Annotated in this window: 24 protein-coding genes and 1 pseudogene; 10 read left to right on the top strand and 15 right to left on the bottom strand. The window is 69.9% G+C overall.

What is annotated here, in order from left to right; translation table 11 throughout:
- The 3 genes and pseudogenes from MFF42_RS16095 to MFF42_RS16085 all read left to right on the top strand — a co-directional run.
- A pseudogene (locus MFF42_RS16095) lies at positions 1–316 on the top strand (protease modulator HflK); the annotation flags it as partial.
- Complete coding sequence (hflC, locus tag MFF42_RS16090) at positions 313–1,287, top strand: protease modulator HflC (RefSeq protein WP_238256653.1); 975 nt, start codon at positions 313–315, stop codon at positions 1,285–1,287. The pseudogene MFF42_RS16095 and the gene hflC, both read left to right, overlap by 4 nt.
- A 112-nt stretch (positions 1,288–1,399) precedes the next feature.
- On the top strand, positions 1,400–2,935 hold the full coding sequence (locus tag MFF42_RS16085; RefSeq protein WP_238256652.1) for a DegQ family serine endoprotease: 1,536 nt from the start codon (positions 1,400–1,402) through the stop codon (positions 2,933–2,935).
- A gap of 45 nt (positions 2,936–2,980) precedes the next feature.
- On the opposite strand, the gene serB is transcribed toward MFF42_RS16085, so the two are convergent.
- Positions 2,981–3,877, bottom strand: coding sequence for a phosphoserine phosphatase SerB (gene serB / locus MFF42_RS16080; protein ID WP_238256651.1), 897 nt, complete (start codon positions 3,875–3,877; stop codon positions 2,981–2,983).
- Between the two features lie 11 nt (positions 3,878–3,888).
- Between serB and miaA the strand changes: the two genes are divergently transcribed.
- The gene (miaA, locus tag MFF42_RS16075; protein ID WP_238256650.1) at positions 3,889–4,842 is read left to right on the top strand and encodes a tRNA (adenosine(37)-N6)-dimethylallyltransferase MiaA; all 954 of its coding nucleotides are present in this window, start codon (positions 3,889–3,891) and stop codon (positions 4,840–4,842) included.
- Here the strand turns inward: miaA and MFF42_RS16070 are convergent.
- On the bottom strand, positions 4,820–5,686 hold the full coding sequence (locus MFF42_RS16070) for an NAD(P)-dependent oxidoreductase (RefSeq protein ID WP_238256649.1): 867 nt from the start codon (positions 5,684–5,686) through the stop codon (positions 4,820–4,822). The genes miaA and MFF42_RS16070 overlap by 23 nt on opposite strands.
- Before the next feature lie 138 nt (positions 5,687–5,824).
- Here MFF42_RS16070 and MFF42_RS16065 point away from each other — a divergent pair, with 138 nt between their 5' ends.
- Both MFF42_RS16065 and MFF42_RS16060 read left to right on the top strand, forming a co-directional pair.
- Entirely contained in the window at positions 5,825–7,021 is a 1,197-nt protein-coding gene (locus MFF42_RS16065; RefSeq protein ID WP_238256648.1) for a GSCFA domain-containing protein, read from the top strand.
- Complete coding sequence (locus MFF42_RS16060; protein WP_238256647.1) at positions 6,922–7,842, top strand: WcbI family polysaccharide biosynthesis putative acetyltransferase; 921 nt, start codon at positions 6,922–6,924, stop codon at positions 7,840–7,842. Before MFF42_RS16065 ends, MFF42_RS16060 begins: the two co-directional genes overlap by 100 nt.
- Before the next feature lie 202 nt (positions 7,843–8,044).
- Here MFF42_RS16060 and moaA read toward each other — a convergent pair whose 3' ends face one another.
- Entirely contained in the window at positions 8,045–9,079 is a 1,035-nt protein-coding gene (gene moaA / locus MFF42_RS16055; protein WP_238256646.1) for a GTP 3',8-cyclase MoaA, read from the bottom strand.
- 144 nt (positions 9,080–9,223) lie between these two features.
- On the opposite strand from moaA, the gene MFF42_RS16050 reads away from it, so the two are divergent.
- Positions 9,224–9,652, top strand: a complete 429-nt coding sequence (locus MFF42_RS16050) for a gamma-butyrobetaine hydroxylase family protein (protein ID WP_238256645.1) — start codon at positions 9,224–9,226, stop codon at positions 9,650–9,652.
- Between the two features lie 45 nt (positions 9,653–9,697).
- On the opposite strand, the gene MFF42_RS16045 is transcribed toward MFF42_RS16050, so the two are convergent.
- Positions 9,698–9,853 (bottom strand): hypothetical protein, encoded by a 156-nt coding sequence (locus MFF42_RS16045; protein WP_238256644.1) that lies wholly within the window; start codon positions 9,851–9,853, stop codon positions 9,698–9,700.
- Between the two features lie 106 nt (positions 9,854–9,959).
- The gene (locus MFF42_RS16040) at positions 9,960–10,202 is read right to left on the bottom strand and encodes a DUF2171 domain-containing protein (protein WP_238256643.1); all 243 of its coding nucleotides are present in this window, start codon (positions 10,200–10,202) and stop codon (positions 9,960–9,962) included.
- A gap of 158 nt (positions 10,203–10,360) precedes the next feature.
- On the opposite strand from MFF42_RS16040, the gene MFF42_RS16035 reads away from it, so the two are divergent.
- Positions 10,361–10,498 (top strand): hypothetical protein, encoded by a 138-nt coding sequence (locus MFF42_RS16035; RefSeq protein ID WP_238256642.1) that lies wholly within the window; start codon positions 10,361–10,363, stop codon positions 10,496–10,498.
- An 80-nt stretch (positions 10,499–10,578) separates the two neighbouring features.
- On the opposite strand, the gene MFF42_RS16030 is transcribed toward MFF42_RS16035, so the two are convergent.
- Positions 10,579–11,256 (bottom strand): L,D-transpeptidase, encoded by a 678-nt coding sequence (locus MFF42_RS16030; protein ID WP_238256641.1) that lies wholly within the window; start codon positions 11,254–11,256, stop codon positions 10,579–10,581.
- A 229-nt stretch (positions 11,257–11,485) separates the two neighbouring features.
- Between MFF42_RS16030 and MFF42_RS16025 the strand changes: the two genes are divergently transcribed.
- A complete protein-coding gene (locus MFF42_RS16025; protein WP_238256640.1) occupies positions 11,486–11,992 on the top strand; it encodes a GNAT family N-acetyltransferase in 507 nt (168 codons plus the stop codon).
- Here the strand turns inward: MFF42_RS16025 and nadC are convergent.
- The 3 genes from nadC to nadA are packed head-to-tail and all read right to left on the bottom strand — an operon-like array spanning position 11,964 to position 15,389.
- Positions 11,964–12,824, bottom strand: coding sequence for a carboxylating nicotinate-nucleotide diphosphorylase (nadC, locus tag MFF42_RS16020; protein WP_238256639.1), 861 nt, complete (start codon positions 12,822–12,824; stop codon positions 11,964–11,966). The genes MFF42_RS16025 and nadC overlap by 29 nt on opposite strands.
- Positions 12,817–14,346, bottom strand: coding sequence for an L-aspartate oxidase (locus MFF42_RS16015; RefSeq protein ID WP_238256638.1), 1,530 nt, complete (start codon positions 14,344–14,346; stop codon positions 12,817–12,819). Before MFF42_RS16015 ends, nadC begins: the two co-directional genes overlap by 8 nt.
- Positions 14,346–15,389, bottom strand: coding sequence for a quinolinate synthase NadA (nadA, locus tag MFF42_RS16010; protein WP_238256637.1), 1,044 nt, complete (start codon positions 15,387–15,389; stop codon positions 14,346–14,348). The genes MFF42_RS16015 and nadA overlap by 1 nt, the downstream gene beginning before the upstream one ends.
- Positions 15,390–15,821: 432 nt before the next feature.
- Here nadA and MFF42_RS16005 point away from each other — a divergent pair, with 432 nt between their 5' ends.
- Positions 15,822–17,195 carry a methyl-accepting chemotaxis protein gene (locus tag MFF42_RS16005; protein ID WP_238256636.1) on the top strand — a complete coding sequence of 458 codons (1,374 nt, stop codon included), beginning with the start codon at positions 15,822–15,824 and terminating at the stop codon, positions 17,193–17,195.
- Between the two features lie 71 nt (positions 17,196–17,266).
- Here the strand turns inward: MFF42_RS16005 and MFF42_RS16000 are convergent, their stop codons facing one another.
- From MFF42_RS16000 to MFF42_RS15975, 6 genes are all read right to left on the bottom strand, one after another.
- The gene (locus tag MFF42_RS16000; RefSeq protein WP_238256635.1) at positions 17,267–17,575 is read right to left on the bottom strand and encodes a hypothetical protein; all 309 of its coding nucleotides are present in this window, start codon (positions 17,573–17,575) and stop codon (positions 17,267–17,269) included.
- Positions 17,575–17,901, bottom strand: a complete 327-nt coding sequence (locus tag MFF42_RS15995) for an EthD family reductase (protein WP_238256634.1) — start codon at positions 17,899–17,901, stop codon at positions 17,575–17,577. The genes MFF42_RS16000 and MFF42_RS15995 overlap by 1 nt, the downstream gene beginning before the upstream one ends.
- Positions 17,902–17,983: 82 nt before the next feature.
- On the bottom strand, positions 17,984–19,315 hold the full coding sequence (locus MFF42_RS15990; RefSeq protein WP_238256633.1) for an NAD(P)/FAD-dependent oxidoreductase: 1,332 nt from the start codon (positions 19,313–19,315) through the stop codon (positions 17,984–17,986).
- Positions 19,316–19,472: 157 nt separating this feature from the next.
- Positions 19,473–20,120 carry a maleylacetoacetate isomerase gene (gene maiA / locus MFF42_RS15985; protein ID WP_238256632.1) on the bottom strand — a complete coding sequence of 216 codons (648 nt, stop codon included), beginning with the start codon at positions 20,118–20,120 and terminating at the stop codon, positions 19,473–19,475.
- Positions 20,121–20,145: 25 nt separating this feature from the next.
- Positions 20,146–20,445 carry an antibiotic biosynthesis monooxygenase family protein gene (locus MFF42_RS15980; protein WP_238256631.1) on the bottom strand — a complete coding sequence of 100 codons (300 nt, stop codon included), beginning with the start codon at positions 20,443–20,445 and terminating at the stop codon, positions 20,146–20,148.
- A gap of 140 nt (positions 20,446–20,585) precedes the next feature.
- The coding region (locus MFF42_RS15975; protein ID WP_238256630.1) for a PadR family transcriptional regulator at positions 20,586–21,132 on the bottom strand (547 nt) is incomplete at its 5' end.

Raw genomic sequence — 21,132 nt, 5'->3', positions numbered from 1 at the left:
CGTCGTGCCCGACGCCCGAGGCAACGCGAGCAAGGTGATCCAGGGCGCCGAAGCCTACCGTTCCCAGGCGACCGCAGAGGCGACCGGTCAGGCGTCCCGCTTCCGTCAGGTCTACGATTCGTACAAGGCCGCGCCCGAGGTGATCCGCGAGCGGATCTTCCTGGAAACGATGGAGAAAGTGCTCGGCTCCGTGAACAAGGTCATCATCGATCAGAACGGTGGCGTGGCCGGCGGCGCCAGCGCCGCGGGCGTGCTGCCCGTGCTGCCGCTGCTCGACAGCGGCCGGCCGCAGGCGAACGGAGCGACCAGCCGATGAACAATCCAGCGATTCGGACCGGCCTGATCCTCATCGCCGCCGCCGTGGCGCTCGGGCTCTACGCCTCGGTCTTCACCGTCGGGCAGATGCAGCAGGCCCTCGTGCTCCAGCTCGGCCGCGTGCGCGACGTGCTGAACCCGGTCGGCCAGAACAAGCCCGGCCTCTACTTCAAGGTGCCGTTCACCGACAGCGTCGTGCTGTTCGACAAACGGGTGCTCGATCTCGACCTGCCGGTGCAGACCCTGCTGACCGCCGACCGGCAGAACCTCGAAGTGGACGCGTTCGCCCGCTACCGCATCGTCGATCCGCTGAAGTTCTACCAGTCGGTCGGAACGATCGCCCTGGCGAACCAGCGTCTGGCGAGCTTCACCAACTCGGCGCTCCGCAACGTGCTGGCCCGGACCAGCCGTGACGCCATCGTGCGGACCGAGCGTTCCGAGCTGATGAACACGATCCAGGAGGACGTGAACCGGCAGGCCAAAGGTCTCGGCATCGAGATCGTCGACCTGCGCATGACCCGCGTCGATCTCCCCGCGAAGAACAGTCAGGCGGTCTACGACCGCATGACCTCCGAGCGGAAGAAGGAGGCGACCGACATCCGCGCCAACGGCGATCAGGCGGCGACGCTGATCCGCGCCAAGGCCGACCGCGACGTCGTCGTGATCCTGGCCGAGGCCAACCAGCAGCAGGAAGAGCTGCGCGGCCAGGGCGACGCGGACAAGAACCGCATCCTTGCCGAGGCCTTCGGGCAGGACGCGGACTTCTTCGCGTTCTACCGCTCGATGCAGGCCTACGAGCAGGCGCTCAAGGGCCAGGACACGCGGCTCGTCGTGAGCCCCAGCTCGGACTTCTTCCGCTACTTCAACGACCCGCAGGGCCGCCGCCCGCAGGGTGCCCGCAACGGCGCCGCCCAGCCGACGGCGTCGGGCGCCGGCGCCGCCGGCGATGCGACCACCGGCGCGGTGCGCTGAGCGGCCTGCGACCGATAGGACCGATCCGGCCGGCGCTCTTGATCGAGGGTGCCGGCCGCCGAATTTATAAGCCGGCCTGAACCAGGCACTCTCGGAGCTTGAGGAAACGTCCATGAGACCTGCCGCGAACGCCGTCCGGGGCCGAACGCCGTCTCTCGCCCGGCGCGCCTCGTCGGCGCTCGCCGCCGCGGTGCTGGGCGTCACCGTCACGGTCACCGCCCTGCCGCTCCCCGCTTTCGCCCGCGGACCGGAATCGCTCGCCGACCTCGCCGAGAAGGTCACGGATGCCGTGGTGAACATCTCGGCCTCGACGACGGTCGAGGCGAACAACCGGGGCGGCCGCAGCCTGCCGCAGCTGCCTCAGGGGACGCCGTTCGAGGATCTCTTCGAGGAGTTCTTCAAGCGCCGCGGCCAGGGCGCGCCGAAGGGCGACGAGGACAGCCCGCGCGGGCAGACGCGCAAGTCGAACTCGCTCGGCTCGGGCTTCATCATCGATGCCTCGGGCATCGTGGTGACGAACAATCACGTCATCGGCGACGCCAACGACATCCAGGTCATCCTGCACGACGGCACCAAGCTGAAGGCGGAGATCATCGGCAAGGACCCGAAGATCGACCTCGCCCTGCTCCGGGTGAAGCCCACGGCCGAGCGCCCGCTCAAGGCCGTGCCCTTCGGCGATTCCGACAAGATGCGCCCCGGCGACTGGGTGATGGCGATCGGCAACCCGTTCGGCCTCGGCGGCTCGGTCTCCGCCGGCATCGTCTCGGCGAGGGGCCGCAACATCGAGTCCGGCCCCTACGACAACTACATTCAGACCGATGCGGCCATCAACAAGGGCAATTCGGGCGGTCCGCTGTTCAACATGGACGGCGAGGTGATCGGCATCAACACCGCCATCCTCTCGCCCTCCGGCGGCTCGGTCGGCATCGGCTTCGCGGTGCCCTCGGGCACGGCGAGCCAGGTCGTCGATCAGCTCCGGCAGTTCGGCGAGGTGCGCCGCGGCTGGCTCGGGGTGCGCATCCAGAACGTCGACGAGGCCACCGCCGAGGCGCTCGGCCTGAAGGGCGGCGCCAAGGGCGCGCTGGTCGCCGGCGTCGACGAGAAGGGTCCGGCCAAGACCGCGGGCCTCGAAGTCGGCGACGTCATCGTCAAGTTCAACGGCGTGCCGGTGAAATCCTCCAGCGAGCTTCCGCGCATCGTCGCCGCGACCCCGGTCGGAAAGACCGTGGACGTCCAGATCGTTCGCAAGGGCGAGGAGCAGACGAAGTCGGTCCTGCTCGGCCGCCTCGAGGACGGCGAGAAGACCCAGGTCGCCAACGTCAAGCAGCCCGAGGCGGAGCCGGTCAACCGCCAGATCCTCGGCCTCAACCTCTCCGGCCTGAGTGACGAGGCGCGCCGCCGCTACAACATCAAGGAGAGCGTCAAGAACGGCGTGGTCGTCACCAAGGTCGATCCCAACTCGACCGCCGCCGACAAGCGCATCCAGCCGGGCGAGGTCATCGTCGAGGTCGGCCAGGAGGCGGTGTCGAACCCGGCCGACGTGACGAAGCGGATCGAGGCCCTCAAGAAGGAAGGCCGCAAGTCGGTGCTGCTGCTGGTCGCCAGCGCCAGCGGCGACGTGCGCTTCGTCGCCATCGGGCTGGAGTGAGCCGCCGCTCCGGGAGGGGCGCGCGTCGCGCCCTTCCGCTCTGATCTACTTCGCGAACTCCGCCGCCGCGAACCCCTGCAGGTAGAGCAGCGCCGTCAGGTCGCCGTGCTCGATCCGCACGCGGGCGGCCTCGGCCACCTTCGGCTTCGCCCGGAAGGCGACGCCGAGGCCCGCCTCTCCGAGCATCGCCAGGTCGTTGGCGCCGTCGCCGACGGCGATCGTGTCCGCGGGGTTCAGGCCCAGCCGGTCGCGCAGTTCGATGAGGCTCGCCCGCTTGGCCTCCGCCCCGACGATGGGTTCGATCACCCGCCCGGTCAGGTGACCGTCCGCCACGTCGAGTCGGTTGGCGCGGGTCTCGTCGAAGCCGAGACTTGCGCCGATGGGGCCGGTGAACAGGGTGAAGCCGCCCGACACGAGGCAGGTGAAGGCGCCGTGCGCCCGCATCGTCGCGACGAGGGTGCCGCCGCCCGGCGTCAGGCGGATCGCATCGCGGATCAGGCCTTCGATCACGCCGACGGACAGGCCCTTCAGGAGGTCCACCCGCTCCCGCAGGGCCGGCTCGAACGCGATCTCGCCGCGCATGGCCCGCTCGGTGATCGCCGCGACCCGCTCTTTGATGCCGACGACGTCGGCGAGTTCGTCGATGCATTCCTGCTCGATCATGGTCGAGTCCATGTCGGCGAGGAACAGCCGCTTGCGGCGATGCTGATCGTGGGGGAGCACGGCGACGTCGACCGGCTCGGACCTGACCGCCGCCCGCAGGGCTTCGGTCAGAGCCGGCGCCTCGTCGGGCGAGCCCGGAACCAGGAGTTCGGCCGCCACCTCGCCGTGGAGGATCCGCGGCTGATGCTCCGTCCGCAGCACCCGGCGCGCCTCGGCCAGCACCGCGTCGGTGATGGCGGGCCGGGCCGGGTTTGCTATCAGCGTCGCGACGAGGGTCATGGAGGGATGCCGTGCAGGGTTCGGACGGGCAGGAGACGGGGCGCCCGGCCGCCATCCTCATTGCAGGGCCCACCGCCTCCGGCAAGTCGGCGCTGGGCCTGCGGATCGCCTGCGCCGTCGGCGGCACGGTGATCAACACGGATTCGATGCAGGTCTATGCCGACCTGCGCGTGCTCTCGGCCCGGCCGACCCCGGAGGAAGAGGCTCTCGCCCCCCACCGCCTCTACGGCAGCGTGGACGGCGCGGTGAACTTCTCCGTCGGCCACTTCCAACGGGACGCCGCGGCGATCCTCTCGGAGCTTGGAGTGGGAAGCCTGCCGATCTTCGTCGGCGGAACCGGCCTGTACTTCCGCTCCCTCGACGAGGGCATCTCGGACCTGCCCAGAGTGCCGGACGAGGTCCGGGCAAGGGTCCGGGCGGAGGCCGAGGGCCAGCCGACCGAGGCGCTCCACGCGGTGCTCGCGCTGCGAGACCCCGCGAGCGCGCAGCGCCTGCGCCCCTCCGACCGGATGCGGGTGATGCGGGCTCTCGAGGTCTTCGAGGCGACCGGCCGCTCCATCGGCTCGTTCCACGAATCCCGCGAACCCGGTCCGCTCGCGGGAAAACCGCTTCTGAAGATCTTCCTCGCCGCCGAGCGCGAGACCCTGCGGCGCCGGATCGACGCGCGCTTCGTCACGATGATGGATCAGGGCGCACTGGACGAAGTCGCCGCGCTGCGGGAGCGGCGCCTCGATCCCCTGCTGCCGGTCATGCGCGCCCACGGCGTGCCGGGGCTGATCGCCCATCTCGACGGGGCGATCTCCCGCGACGAGGCCGTGCGGCGCGGCCAGGGCGACACCCGCCGCTACGCCAAGCGCCAGTTCACGTGGTTCCGCCACCAGATGGGCGAGGACTGGCACTGGACCACGCCGGAGGCGGCGTGGTCCCTGGCGGAAGCTCGGCTCAGCGCTCCAGCCGGGCGATGAGGGACGAGGTGTCCCAGCGCTTGCCGCCCATGGCCTCGACCTCGGCGTAGAACTGATCGACCAGGGCCGTCACCGGCAGGCGGGCGCCGTTTCGGCGGGACTCGGCCAGCAGGATGCCGAGATCCTTGCGCATCCACTCGACGGCGAAGCCGAAGTCGAACTTGTCCGCGTTCATGGTGCGGCCGCGATTCTCCATCTGCCAGGAGCCGGCCGCGCCCTTCGAGATCACGTCGAGCACGGAGTCCACGTCGAGACCGGCGCGCTTGGCGAAGTGGATCGCCTCCGACAATCCCTGCACCAGACCGGCGATGGCGATCTGGTTGACCATCTTGGTGAGCTGGCCGGAGCCGGAGGGCCCGAGCAGGCGGCAGGACTTGGCGTAGGCCATGATGACGGGCTCGACCTCGGCGTAGGTCGTCTCCTCGCCGCCGCACATTACCGTGAGCGTACCGTTCTCCGCGCCCGCCTGACCGCCGGAGACCGGCGCGTCGATGAAGCGGAGTCCGGCCGCGTCGGCGGCGGCGGACAATTCGCGGGCGACCTCGGCCGAGGCGGTGGTGTGATCGACGAAGACCGCGCCCTTCTCCATGCCGGCGAAGGCGCCGGCCTCGCCGAGCACGACCGAGCGCAGGTCGTCGTCGTTGCCGACGCAGGCGAAGACGATGGTGCATCCGGCCGCCGCCTCGCGGGGGGTCGCGGCGGCGCGGCCGCCGTTGGCGGCGACCCAGCTCTCGGCCTTGGCGCCGGTGCGGTTGAAGACGGTGACGTCGTGGCCCTTCTTCGCGAGGTGCCCCGCCATCGGCGAGCCCATCACGCCGAGGCCCAGGAACGCGACTTTCGCCATGGGATTGGTGTCTCCGGTATCGGATCGTCCGACCCCGTGCTCTAGCCCCGCGCGCGCGACATTCAAAATGCCGGGGTCACCGAGACTGGGGACGGCCGTTGCCGCTGGGGGTCCGCTCGGCTAGGGTCCCGCCCGCCGATGCAGGACCGCGCCCGAAATCCCTATTCCGGTCTTGCCGACCACGCCTTCTGGGATCGCTCCGTCGGCTCGCTGCCCCTGTTCGCCCTCGATCCGATGGCCGGGCCGCCGGTGCCGGAGAGTTTTCGGCTCACGCGGCAGACCCGGATCGCCACCGCGGGCAGCTGCTTCGCCCAGCACATCGCCGACCGGCTGCAGGCGAGCGGCTACCATTATCTCGTCACGGAAGACGCGCCGGCCGGCGTGACCGCCGATGCGGCGCGCGCCCGCGGCTACCGTCTGTTCTCGGCGCGCTACGGAAACGTCTACACCGCCCGCCAGCTGCTCCAGCTCATCGAGCGGGCCTACGGCCGCTTCACGCCCGCCGATACCGTGTGGGAACGGCCGGACGGCCGCTTCGCCGACCCGTTCCGGCCGCGCATCGAGCCCGCGGGCTTCGACAGCCCCGAGGCCGTCGAGGCGGAGCGGCAGGAGCACTTTGGCCAGGTACGGCGGCTGTTCGAAGACCTCGATGTCTTCGTCTTCACCCTCGGCCTCACCGAGGGCTGGCAGGCTTCGGCCGACGGCGCGGCGTTTCCACTCTGTCCGGGCGTTGCCGCCGGCACCTTCGACCCGGCGGCCTACACCTTCCGGAACCAGCCGGTCGAGGAGGTGATCGCGGACCTCGCCGCCTTCGCCGACGCCCTGAAGGCGGTGAACCCGCAGGCGCGCCTGATCCTGACGGTCTCGCCGGTGCCGCTGGTGGCGACCTACGAGGGACGCCACGTGCTGCAATCGACCGTGCACAGCAAGGCGGTGCTGCGGGTCGCCGCCCAGCGACTCGCCGATACTCGCGACGACACGCTCTACTTCCCCTCCTACGAGATCATCACCTCGCCCGAGGGCGCCTACCGCTATCTCGAGAGCGATCTCAGGTCCGTCAGCAAGGACGGTGTCGATCATGTCATGCGGGTCTTCTTCCGCCATCTCACCGAGGGCGGGGACCAAGACGCCCTCCCCGCCTCCAGCCGCAGCCTGCACGAGGCGCGACGCGAGTTCGCGCGCCAGGCGGCGGTTGTCTGCGACGAGGAATTGCTGGCGGCGGGAGGCACGCGGCCGTGGCTAGGCGAATCGTCGTCGTCGGCAACAACTGCCAGGTCGCCGTCCTTTCAGGGTGCCTGGGGTTCCTTGCGCCGGATGCTCGGATCGCGTCGGTAGAGCCGGCGACCTTCGCGCAGTTCGAGTCGGACCCGCAGCGGCTGCTCGAAGCGGTGGCCGAGGCCGAGCTGACGGTGTGCTTCCCCTTCGAGGCCGGCGCGCTCGGCGACCTGACGCCTCTGCGGATCGCCGAAGCGGCCCGGCTCTACGTGCCGGTCCCGACGATCGTGTTCCCGGCCTTCCACCCGGACATCGTCTACATCGCCCACAAGGGCGGTCTGTTCGGCTCGCCGATGGGCGATTATCACTCGGCGCTGATCGTCTACGGATTCACCCGCGGCTACTCCGTCGAGGAAATCGTCTCGCTGTTCCGGGCCGAGGTCTTCTCCCGCATCGGCTACCTCGACGGCTGGTTCACGAACCGCGACTCGCTCCTGGCGATGAGCCGCGCGCACGGCAGCAACCTCGACCGGCTGTTCGCCGGCTGGATGCGCCGCGGCTGCTTCATGCACACGATCAACCACCCGAAACTGTTCGTGCTCGCCGATCTCGCCCGCGATGCGCTCGCGCGGGCCGAGATTCCGGCCCGGACGGCGGCCTGCGAGGATTACCTGCCCGATCCGCTGAGCGGCAGCGTCTGGCCGGTCTATCCGGAGATCGCGGCGCGGCTGGGCGTTCCCGGCAGCACCACCTTCAAGCCGCCGCTCGGCGGCCTGAACTTCCTGGTGGATGCCGGCCGCTGCATCGAGCTGCGGACGATGGTGGAAGGCTCGCTGGCGATCTACGCGCATACGCCGAAGATCGCCGCGCACTGCGACCGCGTTCAGAGCTGGCTGGCGAGCGCAGAGATTCGCGACACCTTGGTCCCGGTCGCGGGTTGATACGGTTCCTGAGGAATCGAAACGGGTTTTGCCCGATCCCGTCATTCCGGGGCGCCGGAGGCGAACCCGGAATCCACGACTGGCCTCGACACCCTGTTTTCGCCGCGCGTCACGGGTAGATCCCGGGTTCCGCTGCGCGGCCCCGGGATGACGGCGGTTGGGGTTAAACAGAACCAAGCAACCGGAAACGGGTTGAGGCCGATCAGCCGCCGGTCACGCTCATGTGCCGCGGCACGGCCGCCGGGCGGGCGCGCTCGATGACGAAGTCGTGGCCCTTGGGCTTGCGGGAGATCGCTTCCACCACGGCCTGCGTCACCAGCGCGTCGTCGGGCGAGGCGCGCAGCGCCGCGCGCAGGTCCGCCGCATCCTCCTGGCCGAGGCACATGTAGAGCTTGCCGGTGCAGGTGAGGCGCACCCGGTTGCAGCTCTCGCAGAAATTATGCGTTAGCGGCGTGATGAAGCCGAGCCGTCCGCCGGTCTCCTCGATCCGCACGTAGCGGGCCGGGCCGCCGGTGCGGTCGGGCAGCGGCGTCAGGGTGTAGCGGCTCTCCAGACGCTCGCGGGCGACCGAGAGCGGCAGGAACTGGTCGGTGCGGTCGCCCTCGATCTCGCCGAGCGGCATCACCTCGATCAGCGTCATGTCCATGCCGAGCCCGTGGGCCCAGGCGATCATATCGGCGATCTCGTCCTCGTTGACGCCCTTGAGCGCCACGGCGTTGATCTTGACCTTGATGCCGGCCGCCCGGGCCGCCTCGATGCCGGCGAGCACAACGGACAGGTCGCCGCGCCGGGTGATCTCCCGGAATTTCCGCGGGTCGAGGGTATCGAGCGAGACGTTGATCCGGCGCACGCCGAGATCGGCCAGCTCCGGCGCGAATCGCGCGAGCTGCGAGCCGTTCGTCGTCAGCGTGAGTTCGTCGAGCGCCCCGCTCGTCAGATGGCGGGAGAGCCGGCGGAACAGGTGCATGATGTCGCGGCGCACCAGCGGCTCGCCGCCGGTGATCCGCAGCTTGCGCACGCCGCGGTCGATGAAGACGCCGCAGAGCCTGTCGAGCTCTTCGAGGGTCAGCAGATCGCGCTTGGGCAGGAACTGCATGTCCTCCGCCATGCAATAGGCACAGCGGAAATCGCAGCGATCCGTCACCGAGATGCGCAGGTAGGTAATGGCCCGCTGGAACGGGTCGATCAGCGGCGCAGGGCGCACTGGCGCAGGCGCGATTTCGGCGGGACCCCACATGCGCGCCTCTGAACTCGACTCGTTTCCGGCGTTGGCGGTTTTGTCGGCTGACAGATCCAACATCGCCATCCATATGAGGGCGGTGGCATTTTCCGGCAAGCGCGCGCGTGCAACGCCGGCATGAGAGCGTGGAACGGATCGTCGATGAGTGAGCGTTGGCCCACCGAAATCCGCCTGTCGGGCGACAAGCGCATCCTGACCGTCGCCTTCGACGGAGGCGGCCGCTTCGAACTGCCCGCCGAGTACCTGCGCGTGTCGAGCCCGTCCGCGGAGGTTCAAGGCCATTCTCCGGCGGAGCGCAAGGTGCTGGGCGGCAAGCGCGAGGTCGCGATCCTCTCGGTCGAGCCGGTCGGCAACTATGCCGTGAAGCTGTTCTTCGACGACATGCACGACACCGGCATCTACGGCTGGGACTACCTGTTCGACCTCGGCCGCGAGTACCGGAACCGCTGGTCGACCTATCTGCGCGAATTGGAGGAGCGTGGCCTCTCCCGCGACCGCGTGGCCAGCGCGCCGGCGAAGGCGAGCCACGGCGAGGGCGGCTGCGGCAGCGGAAGCTGCGGCTGCCACTGAGGATTTGAGGTCATTGCGGGCCGCCGGGGCGACCCGCGGATCGTCTCAGCTCGGCTGCTCCTCGACCTCGTCGAGGTCTTCGTCGGGGATCGCGTCCGGACGCGGCGGCGGATCCCCCGCGGGCGGCTGCGGCGTGGGAGGCGGATCGCCGGCCGGCTTCGGCTCGGTCTCGGATCGCGGCCGTTCGTTCTGTGCCGTCACATCGGTCTCCCTGGATGGATCGCCGGCCGCCGCATCGTGGGGGTGCCGGGACGTATAAAAATCGGGATCAGGTCTCCGCCGGTCATCAAGGCGGCGTGCAGTCCGGTCAGGCCGCGCCCGAGGTGCTCCACTCCTTCTTCACCTCCTCCGCGCTGCGGTCGAGGCGGACCTGGTCGCCCTCGACGGCGCTGACGAAGTCGAGCGGGATGTAGTGGTGAAGTCCGCCCGCGTCGGCGTCGCTCTTCGTCAGCTTGATCTCACCCTTCGCGACGTGATCGACCGTGCCGACATGGCCGCCGTCCGAACCGACGACGGTGGCGTGTTCGCGGATCTGACTGGTATCGACCATCGCTGCCTCCCTGTTGAGCGAGGCCAACCTGCATCAAGGAGGCATGTTCCGCCCGAGCCGACCCTCTCCGGACGGCGACCTGCGACGGCGGGGCGTTGAACCATCGGCCCGCGACGCCGTTGGGCTGCGACATCAACCGCATCAACGGAGGGCAGCCCATGTCGGCCACGGACACCCATCACCGCGTCGGGCAGGACGTGAACACCGTCGATCAGCTCAGCAGCGTCGTCATCCTCGGTCTCGCCATCGCCGGCGGTATCGCGGTGGTCGTGCTGGACCTGCTCCTGATCGGCTGAAGGCGGGCGGCTTCGGAACGATCCATAAGAAAAGGGCCGGCATCGCTGCCGGCCCTTTCTCGTTGCACCCTGATGGACGATCAGCGCTGGACGACGACCCGGGCGCCGACCTTCACGCGGCTGTAGAGGTCGGTCACATCCTCGTTGGTCATGCGGATGCAACCCGAGGAGACGGCGGTGCCGATCGTCTCCGGCTCGTTGGAGCCGTGGATGCGGTAGATCGTGTTGCCGAGATACATGGCGCGGGCGCCGAGCGGGTTCTCGATGCCGCCCTTCATGTAGCGGGGCAGATCGGGGCGGCGGCGCAGCATCTCCGCCGGCGGGCGCCAATCGGGCCATTCGCGCTTCATCGTGACGGTCTGGTTGCCGCCCCAGGTGAAGCCGGGCCGGCCGACGCCGACGCCGTAGCGCAGGGCCTCGCCGCCGGGCTGGACGAGGTAGAGCCGGCGCTCGGTGGTGGAGACGACGATGGTGCCGGGCGCGTAGGGTCCGGAATAGGCCACCGTTTCGCGCGGGATCGCGGTCATCTGCGGCACCGCCGATGCGAGCGGATCGGCGGCGGAACCCGGCGTGCCGGGGATGTCGGCCGGCAGGGCCGCGTTGGCGGTCGGCAGCACGTTCTGCGGGCGCACGCGCACCGTCAGGACATCGCTCAGGGGCTGACGGGTGAGCGGGTCGATCTCATAGGCGGCGGCGGGGCTTGCAAGCGCGACCGTCGCGCAGGCAAGCCCGCCCAGGGCAACGACGAAACGGCGCATCAGGGCCTCTCGGGGCAGGCGAATAACAGGGGACGCGGTGAAAGAACCGCCGCACGATGCCGTGCGGACCCTCGCCAAGGCGTAAACGCTCGCGGTCTAAAGCCAAGCTTGATTTGCGTTGCAGTACCGCTTCGGCCGGCCTCGTGACCGTGTGGCCACACTGTGGCAGCTTGGCCTTACGCGCAAGGATTATCGTCGGCGGAGGGAACCGATGGGGGGGAGGTCGCGCGTGAGCCGGATCGACGTCCGTCCCTCGGGCTCGGCCGACCTGGAGGCCGTGATCGCGATCTTCCGATCGGCCATCCGCGTGACCGCTTCGGTCGATTACGGCCCTGCGCAGATCGAGGCGTGGTCACGGGTCGACCGGGCGGCCTGGATCGCGCGTCGGAAGCGGAATCATGGCTGGGTGGCGTGGATCGACAGGGAAGCCGCAGGGTTCGCGGAGCTCGAACCCTGCGGCCATCTCGACATGCTCTATGTCCATCCCGCCCAGGGGCGCAGGGGGGTCGCGCGGACGCTCCTTCGAGCCGTCGAGGGGAAGGCCGCCGCCCTCGGCCTCGACGCGCTGCGGACCGAAGCCAGCCTGACCGCGAGGCCCTTCTTCGAAGCGGCCCGCTTCCAGGTCGTCGAAGCGGAAACGGTGACGCGGAACGGCGAGAGGTTCCAGCGATACCGGATGCGGAAGGACGGGCTCGGCGACGCGGCGGCTACGCCGCGTCGAGACCCAGATCGATGATCGCCGAGCTGTGGGTGATCCAGCCGACCGAGATCAGATCGACGCCCGACGCGGCGACCGCCCCGACCGTCTCGCGGTTGATCCGGCCCGAAGCCTCGGTGACGGCGCGACCGTCAACCATGGCGACGGCCTGCCGCAGGGTTTCGGGGCTCATGTTGTCGAGCAGCACCGCGTCGGCGCCGACGGACAGCGCCTCTTCGAGCTGGGCCAGGGTATCGACCTCGACCTCGATCTTGACGAGGTGACCGGTCCTCGCCCGCGCCCGCTCGATCGCCGGGATGATGCCGCCGGCGACCGCGACGTGGTTGTCCTTGATCAGAACCGCGTCGTCGAGGCCGAAGCGGTGGTTCGAGCCGCCGCCGGCGCGCACCGCGTGCTTCTCCAGCGCCCGCAGGCCCGGCGTGGTCTTGCGGGTGCAGACGATCCGCGCCTTGCCGTGCGGCCGTGCCGCCTCGACCAGCGAGGCCGTCGCCGTGGCGACGCCGCTCAGCCGACACAGCAGGTTGAGGGCGACGCGCTCGGCCGTCAGCACGGCGCGGGCCGGGCCGGAGAGGCAGATCACCGTATCGCCCGGCGCGACGCGGGACCCGTCGGGCCGCTCGACCGTGACTTTCAGGCTCGGGTCGATCAGCGCGAACGCGATGGCGGCGGCGTCGGTGCCGGCGATGACGCCGTCCTGGCGCGAGGCGATGACCGCCTCCATCCGCTCGCCGGCGGGCACGATGGCGTCGGTGGTGATGTCGCCGGCCCGGCCGAGATCTTCGAGAAGGGCCGCCCGCACCACGGGCTCCACGAGGAGGCGCGGCAGCGGCAGCAGGACATCGTCAGGCATCGGTGAGTTCCTGAAGCGCGCGGGGGGCCTCGGCGGTGGCGGGCGTGACCACGGAATGCCGGGCCGGAAGCTGGCCCGGATAATCGCTGCGCCAATGGGCGCCGCGGCTCTCGCGCCGGGCGAGAGCGGCGCGGGCTATCAGCAGCCCGGTGGCTGCCGCGTCGCTGCCGCGCTCGGACAGCTCGGCGAGCCGATCGACGGCCCGCGACAGGCTCGCCGCGTCGCGCACGACGCCGACACCGTGCTCCATGAGTCCGCGAATCTCGGACAGCACCGCCGCATCCTCCGACCGGATCTGGGGCAGACGCGCCGGGCGGTCCACGCTCGCGAGCGGAGACGCCTCGCCGACCGACTCGGAGATGCGGGGCGCGAAGGCCAGAGCTTCCAGGAGCGAGTTGCTGGCGAGGCGGTTCGCGCCGTGCAATCCGGTCGAGGCGACCTCGCCGCAGGCCCAGAGGCCCGGCACCGTGCTGCGTCCGGCCGCGTCTACGAGGATGCCGCCCATATGGTAGTGCGCCGCCGGCCGCACCGGGATCGGCTGCACCGCCGGATCGATGCCGGCCTCGGCGCAGAGCGCGGCGACCGTGGGGAAGCGCTGGGACATGCGGGCGCCGAGCCGGCCGCGCGTGTCGAGGTAGACGGTGCGGCCGCGGCCGAGCGCCTGGAAGATGCCGCGGGCCACCACGTCTCGGGGGGCGAGGTCGCCGCCCTCGATGCCCGCCATCACGGGATCGCCGGCCTCGTCGATCAGCCGCGCGCCCTCGCCGCGGAGCGCCTCAGTCGCCAGCGGCATCGGATCGCGGCCGGCGGCGATGGCGGTCGGGTGGAACTGCACGAATTCGAGGTCGCGCAGGGCGGCGCCGGCCCGCGCGGCGGCGAGGAGGCCGCGCCCGAGGGCGCCGCGCGGATTGGTGGTGGAGGCGTAGAGCGCGCCGACGCCGCCGGTCGCCAGCACCACCGCGCGGGCGGGCAGGCGGAAGGCGACGCCGTCGCGCTCGCACACGACACCGCGCACCCGGCCGTCGGCGTCCTGCATCAAGCCGTGGAGGCCGGCGACGAGGGTCTCGATCGACGGCGTCGCCTGGACGGCGCGCACCAGCGCGTCGAGCACGGTCCGGCCGGTCGAGTCGCCCCGCGCCCGCACGATGCGGCGGCGGCTATGGGCCGCCTCCAGGCCGAGCGCCAGAGTGCCGTCCCGCTCGCGATCAAAGCCGGTGCCGAGGCCGACGAGCCAGTCGATCAGGCCCGGTCCCGCCTCCGCGACGCGGAGCGCCACGTCCGGCTCGGTGAGGCCGGCGCCCGCGGCGAGCGTGTCGTCCGCGTGCAGCGACGGCGCGTCGTCGGCGCCCATCGCGGCGGCGATGCCGCCCTGCGCCCAGCCTGTGGCCGTACCGGCGCCGAGGGGAGCGGCGGTGATGAGGGTCACCGGGCGCGGCGCGAGCCGCAGGGCGGTGGCGAGCCCCGCCACCCCGGCGCCGACCACGATCACCCGGTCGGCGGGGCTCCGGGCAACGATGCTCATCAGGCGGCCTGCCGCGGCGAGACGGTCTGGGTCGGCTTGACCGCGAGCATCCGCTCGACGGCGCGGCGCGCCCGCTCGGCCAGTCCCTCCTCGACGGTGATCTCGTGCGTCATCGTCTCGAGGGATTGGCGGATGTTGCGCAGGGAGATCCGCTTCATGTGCGGGCACATGTTGCAGGGCTTGATGAACTCGATGTCGGGATTGGCGACCGCGATGTTGTCGGCCATCGAGCACTCGGTCACGAGCACGACCTGGGACGGCCGCTTCTCGGTGACGTAGTTCATCATCATCGCCGTCGAGCCGGAGAAGTCCGACGCCTCGACCACCTCCGGCGGGCATTCCGGGTGGGCGATCACGGTGATGCCGGGATAGCTGTCGCGAACCTCGGCGATGTCGGCCGGGGTGAAGCGCTCGTGCACTTCGCAGTGCCCGGCCCAGGTCAGCATCTCGACTTCCGGGACCTGCTGCTGGACGTTGCGGGCCAGGAACTCGTCGGGAATCATCAGGACCCGCTTCACGCCGAGCGCGCGCACGACGTCGGCGGCGTTGCCGGACGTGCAGCACACGTCCGACTCCGCCTTCACCGCGGCGGAGGTGTTGACGTAGGTCACCACCGGGACGCCCGGATACTTCGCCCGCAGCGCGCGCACGTCGGCGGCGGTGATCGAGTCGGCGAGCGAGCAGCCGGCGGCCATGTCGGGCATCAGCACCGTCTTGGCGGGGTTCAGGAGCTTCGCGGTCTCGGCCATGAAGTGGACGCCGGCCAGCACGATGACGTCCGCGTCCACCCGCGCCGCCTCGCGCGCCAGGGCGAGGCTGTCGCCGACGATGTCCGCGACGGTGTGGAAAATCTCCGGCGCCTGATAATTGTGGGCGAGAACCACCGCGTTGCGCTCGCGTTTCAGGCGCAGGATCGCCTCGACGTCGGGCGCGAGCGCCGGCCACTCGATCGCAGGCACGTGACGGCTCACGCGCTCGTACAGATCGGGCAGCGGGAAGGCCCGTCCGGCCGGCTCGCGAAGGGCGGATCCTGCCTGGGACATCGCGGTCTCCTTTATGCTCAAAGTGAGCATTGTGCCGCCTAACTTAGGGGCCGCGTCCCGCCTTGTCCAGATATGCTGAGACTGAGCATAACGTTTTTGCGACGCAAACCTTTTGCTGCGGGTGCACACGCATGGCGTCCGGCTCCGCCGCGTGGGCGTACCCTGGCCGGATCAGTAAATTGCGGGGCGATCTTGTCATTCCTCAACATGCATATTTGAATTTTCGCTCTGCACTCCCGCGAAGAAAAAACCTCAACGAGCCCTCTCAATCGCCTGTTAACTCGCTCCGAGCGATAATCTGAGACACCGCCGCGAAGAGATTTCGTCCAACTGCAAGTTGACGGTCGGTATGCCGACCGACGTCACGCGGGACTGTTCTGGGCAAGTGTCTCGATCACAAGCGGGGAAAAAGAATTGGGGGCCTTGAACGCCATGCTGTCTCTGAAGCGCGGTCGTATTGCCGGACCGTCGACTCCCATTACATCTGATATCCCGGCCAGCGGTCCCACCGACGAGGCACGCCTGATCGACGCGCTCAAGCGGCTCACGGACCGCTCCGGCCTCGACGCCTCCGGCGTGCCGGGGAGCGCCGTGGGGGCGGCGCTCGGCGAGCTCGAACGGGCGCAGCGCAAGGATCTGCGCACGGAGCGCGCGAATATCGCCGCCATCGCCAAGGAAGCCTCGGAAGGGGCGATCAATATCGGCTGGACGACCTACGACGTGGGCGAGGTCGCGCAGGCGACGCAGACCATCGCAAGCGCCATCGAAGAGATGGGCGCGTCCATCGCCGAGGTCGCCGAGACTTCGGAGGCCGCCGGCTCCAGCGCTGCGCAGGCGCGCGAGGCGATGACCGCCTGCATGTCCGATGTCGGCAACGCCCGTTCGGCGATGGATTCGATCCGCGACCGTACGCATCAGATCGACGAGCGGCTGCAGCTGCTCCAGAACGCCATCGCCGAGATCGGCACCATGGCGGGCACCATCGCGACGATCTCCAGCCAGACCAACCTGCTGGCGCTCAACGCCACCATCGAAGCCGCGCGCGCGGGCGAGGCGGGACGCGGCTTCTCGGTCGTCGCGGCCGAGGTGAAGTCGCTCTCCGGACAGACCGCCCGCTCGACGGAGCAGATCCGCACCTGGCTCCACACCCTGCAGGGCGAGATGAGCCAGATCGCCCGCGCCGTCGAGGAGAGCCGGTCGGCCGTCTCGACCGGCAGCAGCGTGGTCGACAGCCTCGGCATCCGCGTCGAGGGAGCGGCCGAGCGGATCGCGCGGACGAGCGAGATGAATGCGGCCCTGGCCGCGGCCATCACCCAGCAGAGCAGCGCGACGGCGGAGATTTCGAGCAGCGTCCAGAACATCGCCGCCAAGGCGGCCAAGACCCGCACCGAGATCGACAGCATCACCAAGCGCCTCGTCAAAGCCGAGACCCTGGCCCAGACCGCACTGGCCGAGACGAGCGGGCTCGACCTCTACGAACTGGTGCGCCTGCCCGCCGATATCGGCGTGTGGAAGCGGGGGCTGGCGACGATCCTGCTCGGCGCCGCGCCCGCCGAGACGGCCGCCGCCGTGCTTCGCAACCGTGCTGCCCGGCAAGCGGTGCAGGCTCTCGCCGCCGACCCCGCGCGCCGACATGCGGCGGAGGCCTTCCTGAAGGCCGAGGCGACGGCTCACGAGGAAGCCGAGCGCATGGTCAAAGCGCTCGGCCAAGGCAACTGGGACGTCGGAACGCCGGCCTATCAGGCCGCGAACGCGGCGATGAAGGACATGGCGGTCGCCGCCGCCCGGATCATCGAGGCGGCCTGACCCGCCTGTCTCTGGCCTAACCGAAAAGAGGGGCCGCCCTGCCCTACGAGCAGGCGCGGCCCCGGCCGCGGTCAGGCGGCCTCATCGTCATCAAGCGTCGGATCACCGGTCCAGGCCGTGGCGAAGGCGGCGAGATGGCGCGCATCGGAAAAGGCGAGAACGGTGACGGTGCGCTCCGTCGGCGCCCCGCCCGGATAGGGCGCGAGCATCACCGTTTCCTGCGTCAGGCGCGCGCCGGGGGCATTCGCGTCGAGCCACGCCTTCGCCTCCGGCGTCAGCGTCGCCGGATCGGCCAGCGCCCGCGAATCGGAGCGCAGCACGATGATCGTCGTGCCGAGCGCCGGATTGGCCTCCTGGATCTGCTTGATGATGTCGATCATCAGCCTCTCACTTCCGACGCCGCGAAGTCGCTGAGCTGCACCGCCGGCTGCGTGTCGGTGAAGTTCGGGATGTCCCCGAAGATCTCCGGCCCGTCCGCGGTCGCGGCGGCCTTGAATGCGTCGGCGGATTCGAAGCGCAGCAGGGCAACGACCTGATAGGGCGGAGCGCCGCCATCCGGCGTGCCGATGCCCTTCACGACGGTGTAGTCGTGCAGCCCCTTGGAGGTCCAGCGCTCGCTGACCAGCGGCATGTGCTTCTTCAGGTAGTAGTCCATGTCGAAGCGGGTGCCGGCACCGCTCGGATACATCACGCTGACGAGGATCATGGCGTCTCCTTCTGCCGGCTCCGTTCACGGGCCGGCAGATCGGAAACATGACGCACCCGTCCGCCGGATCAAGCCGCGACCGTCAGTGCAGTTTCACCCGCGGCTCGGTGCGCCGGGTCAGGGCCCGGGCGAGGGCGTCGAGGCTCGTCTTCCACCAGCCGTTCACCGCCGTCTCGTGCATCTTGTAGAGCGAGCGATACATCAGCCGAGCGAACAGCCCGGCGATGAACATGTTCTTACCCTGGATGAAGCCCATCAGGTTGCCGACCGCGGTGTACTCGCCGAGCGAGACGAGCGAGCCGAAGTCGCGGTACTTGAACGGCTTCAGCGGCCGGCCGGCGAGGCGGTTGGCCATCTGCCCGTAGAGATGCGAGGCCTGCTGGTGGGCGGCCTGGGCGCGGGGCGGGATCGGCGTCTGCGACCCCTCCTCCACCAGGTAGGCGCAGTCGCCGATGGCGAAGATGTCCGGATCGCGCGAGGTCTGCAGCGTCGCCGTGACGACGAGCTGGTTGTTGCGCGTGCTCTCCAGGCCGCCGAGATCCTTGAGGAAGGTCGGTCCTTTCACGCCCGCGGCCCAGACCACGAGCTCGGAGGGGATGAAGCCGCCGTCGGCGAGCTGGACGCCGTCGGCGCGCACCTCGGTGACGCGCGCCTGCACCCGCACCTCGACGCCGATCTTGGTGAGCAGCCCCATCACCTCCGCGGCCAGCCGCTCCGGTACCGCCGGGAGGATGCGGTCGGCCGCCTCGACCAGCGTGATCTTGAGATCCTTGGCCGGGTCGATCCGGTCGAGGCCGGTGCGGGCGACCTCGCGGGTGGTGCGGTGCAGCTCCGCCGCCAGCTCCGTGCCGGTCGCGCCCGCGCCGATCACCGTCACGTGGAGCTGACCGGGGCGCACCGGGCCCTCCTGCGTGTGGGCGCGCAGCATGCCGTTGACGAGGCGCTGGTGGAAGCGCATCGCCTGCTCCTTGGTGTCGAGGGCGATGGCGTGCTCCGCCACGCCCGGCGTACCGAAATCGTTGGTGGTCGAGCCCACCGCCATGATCAGCGTGTCGTAGGGAACCGCCCGCACGGGCGTGACCTCGCGCCCCTCGCTGTCGCGGCTCGCGGCGAGATGGATCACCCGCGTCTCGCGGTCGAGACCGGTCATCTCGCCGATGCGGTAGCGGAAATGGTTGGCGTGGGCGTGGTGCAGGTAATCGACCGCGTGGTGGCCGACATCGAGCGAGCCGGCGGCGACCTCGTGCAGCAGCGGCTTCCAGATGTGGGTCCGCGCCCGATCGACCAGGGTGACGTGGGCCTTGCCGCGCTTGCCGTACTTGTTGCCGAGCTTGGTCACCAGCTCCAGGCCGGCGGCCCCTCCCCCCACCACGACAATCTTGTGCAGATCCGTGACCGATTCGCTCGGAACCATCCTTGCCCCACTCGCCTCGCGGGCCGCCTCGAGCGGCGGCCCTTCAGTTTGGAATGATCTTACATCAGCAACTCGGCAAGCACCCACACGTTCGCGGCGTGCCAGGGACGCAAATCCAGCATCGCTGTTGGGGTAAAGTCTTCAAAAAAATTTGACTCTACGAAGCCGGCGCACCGGGCTGGCGGAGCGGATGGGCGCGGGCGACCGCGTCGAGCGTGAGGAGATCCTCCGCGATGCGCTTCACGGTCGGGTAGGCGGCGGTGTCGATCCCGAAGATGCCGGTGCCGACCCACAGGCTGATCAGACACAGATCCGCGTGGCTCACCGCGTCGCCCTGGCAGAAGCGGCCAGTGCCGGCTTCGCTCGCGAGCCGCGTCTCCAGCGTCTTCAGGCCGGTAGTGAAGGCGTTGCGCAGGAATTCCAGCATCCGCTCGCGGGGCAGGCCGTAATTCTCCATCAGGAAGGTGCGCACCCGCGGCACGTAGAGCGGATGGGTGTCGCAGGCCACGACCTGGGCCAGCGAGCGGGCGCGCGCCCGTGCCCGGGGGTCGGCGGGCAGCAGCGGCACCTGCTGGTGGGTCTCTTCGAGGTAATCGAGGATCGCCAGCGACTGCGTCAGCGGCGGCCCGTCGCCGTCGAAGAGAGCCGGCACCGCACCCTGCGGATTGATCGCGAGGAAGTCGGGCTTGAATTGATCGCCGGCGTCGAGATCGAGGAAGACCTCCTCGTAGGCGATGCCCTTGAGGTTGAGGGCGATGCGGACGCGGAAGGCCGCCGCCGAGCGCCAGTTGCCGTACATCTTCATGGGCGGTCCCTCCCTGCCGATCCGCTCAGAACGCCTGCAGCGCCAGTTCCGTGTGCTCGACCTGGGGTGGCGCCTCGAAATAGGGGGACACCATCGCCCGGTAATCCTTCCAGGCCTGGGAGCCGGTGAAATCCCTGGTGTGGGCCTCGAGCGTGTCCCACTCGATCAGCAGGCGGTAGCGCTGCGGCTTCTCGACGGAGCGGCGGACGGCGAAGCTGCGGCAGCCGGCGGCGGCCCGGAAGATCTCGGCCGCCTTGGCGATGGCAGCCTCGAAGTCGGCCTCGGAGCCGGGCTTCAGATCGATCTGCGCGATTTCGAGGATCATCGGCTCGCCATTCCCGTGCTGTGCGGCGAACGCCCTATCCTCCACCGGAGCCGCCGTCGAGCCCACTCGACGAAGGCCCGACGCCATGACGTCGGATTCGCGCGGAATGCCTGAGGGCGCCGCTCGGCGGCATTGCCTCGCTAAGCGCGTTCGACCGCGGTGGCGGCGGCGTCGATGGCGGCGGCGACGGCGTTGACCTCGTCCGTGCTCAGGGGGCCGCGGGAGAGCCGCAGGCGCAGCGCCAGCTTCAGGTTTTCCATGGCCCGCACCACCTGCGGAGCCGGGCCGCCGCCATGGGTGCGGGCCGCCTCCGCCATGCGCGCGAGGAGCGGGTCGAGGATGGCGCGCTGCGCTTCGAGATAGGCGCGTCCCTCGTCGGTGATGGTGTGCAGCTTCTTGGCGCCGTCGCCGTCGCTGACCGTGACGTGGCCGAGTTCTTCGAGCAGCGTCAGCGTCGGATAGATCGTGCCCGGGCTCGGGCTGTAGGCGCCGCCGACCTGCTCTTCGATCGCCTTGATGATCTCGTAGCCGTGGCGCGGCTTCTCCGCGATCAGGTGCAGGATGACGAGCCGCAGATCGCCATGGGCGAAGAAGCGGCCGAGACCACCGCGGCCGCCGCGCCCGAAATGCGGGCCCTCGTGGTGCCGCCGGTGATGCGGCGGACGGTCGTGCCGATCCTCGCGGGCG

This window comes from Methylorubrum podarium (assembly GCF_022179745.1).
Lineage (GTDB): Bacteria > Pseudomonadota > Alphaproteobacteria > Rhizobiales > Beijerinckiaceae > Methylobacterium > Methylobacterium podarium.
Note: the sequence above shows the minus strand (reverse complement) of the source record. Positions and strands in the feature narration are given on the sequence as shown.

Excerpts from the sequence above, each read along its gene's own strand:
- hflC (WP_238256653.1), top strand. The coding sequence starts at position 313 with ATGAACAATCCAGCGATTCGGACCGGCCTGATCCTCATCGCCGCCGCC.
- MFF42_RS16085 (WP_238256652.1), top strand. The coding sequence starts at position 1,400 with ATGAGACCTGCCGCGAACGCCGTCCGGGGCCGAACGCCGTCTCTCGCC.
- serB (WP_238256651.1), bottom strand. The coding sequence starts at position 3,877 with ATGACCCTCGTCGCGACGCTGATAGCAAACCCGGCCCGGCCCGCCATC.
- MFF42_RS16070 (WP_238256649.1), bottom strand. The coding sequence starts at position 5,686 with ATGGCGAAAGTCGCGTTCCTGGGCCTCGGCGTGATGGGCTCGCCGATG.
- MFF42_RS16065 (WP_238256648.1), top strand. The coding sequence starts at position 5,825 with ATGCAGGACCGCGCCCGAAATCCCTATTCCGGTCTTGCCGACCACGCC.
- moaA (WP_238256646.1), bottom strand. The coding sequence starts at position 9,079 with ATGTGGGGTCCCGCCGAAATCGCGCCTGCGCCAGTGCGCCCTGCGCCG.
- MFF42_RS16050 (WP_238256645.1), top strand. The coding sequence starts at position 9,224 with ATGAGTGAGCGTTGGCCCACCGAAATCCGCCTGTCGGGCGACAAGCGC.
- MFF42_RS16040 (WP_238256643.1), bottom strand. The coding sequence starts at position 10,202 with ATGGTCGATACCAGTCAGATCCGCGAACACGCCACCGTCGTCGGTTCG.
- MFF42_RS16035 (WP_238256642.1), top strand. The coding sequence starts at position 10,361 with ATGTCGGCCACGGACACCCATCACCGCGTCGGGCAGGACGTGAACACC.
- MFF42_RS16030 (WP_238256641.1), bottom strand. The coding sequence starts at position 11,256 with ATGCGCCGTTTCGTCGTTGCCCTGGGCGGGCTTGCCTGCGCGACGGTC.
- nadC (WP_238256639.1), bottom strand. The coding sequence starts at position 12,824 with ATGCCTGACGATGTCCTGCTGCCGCTGCCGCGCCTCCTCGTGGAGCCC.
- MFF42_RS16015 (WP_238256638.1), bottom strand. The coding sequence starts at position 14,346 with ATGAGCATCGTTGCCCGGAGCCCCGCCGACCGGGTGATCGTGGTCGGC.
- nadA (WP_238256637.1), bottom strand. The coding sequence starts at position 15,389 with ATGTCCCAGGCAGGATCCGCCCTTCGCGAGCCGGCCGGACGGGCCTTC.
- MFF42_RS16005 (WP_238256636.1), top strand. The coding sequence starts at position 15,822 with ATGCTGTCTCTGAAGCGCGGTCGTATTGCCGGACCGTCGACTCCCATT.
- MFF42_RS16000 (WP_238256635.1), bottom strand. The coding sequence starts at position 17,575 with ATGATCGACATCATCAAGCAGATCCAGGAGGCCAATCCGGCGCTCGGC.
- MFF42_RS15995 (WP_238256634.1), bottom strand. The coding sequence starts at position 17,901 with ATGATCCTCGTCAGCGTGATGTATCCGAGCGGTGCCGGCACCCGCTTC.
- MFF42_RS15990 (WP_238256633.1), bottom strand. The coding sequence starts at position 19,315 with ATGGTTCCGAGCGAATCGGTCACGGATCTGCACAAGATTGTCGTGGTG.
- maiA (WP_238256632.1), bottom strand. The coding sequence starts at position 20,120 with ATGAAGATGTACGGCAACTGGCGCTCGGCGGCGGCCTTCCGCGTCCGC.
- MFF42_RS15980 (WP_238256631.1), bottom strand. The coding sequence starts at position 20,445 with ATGATCCTCGAAATCGCGCAGATCGATCTGAAGCCCGGCTCCGAGGCC.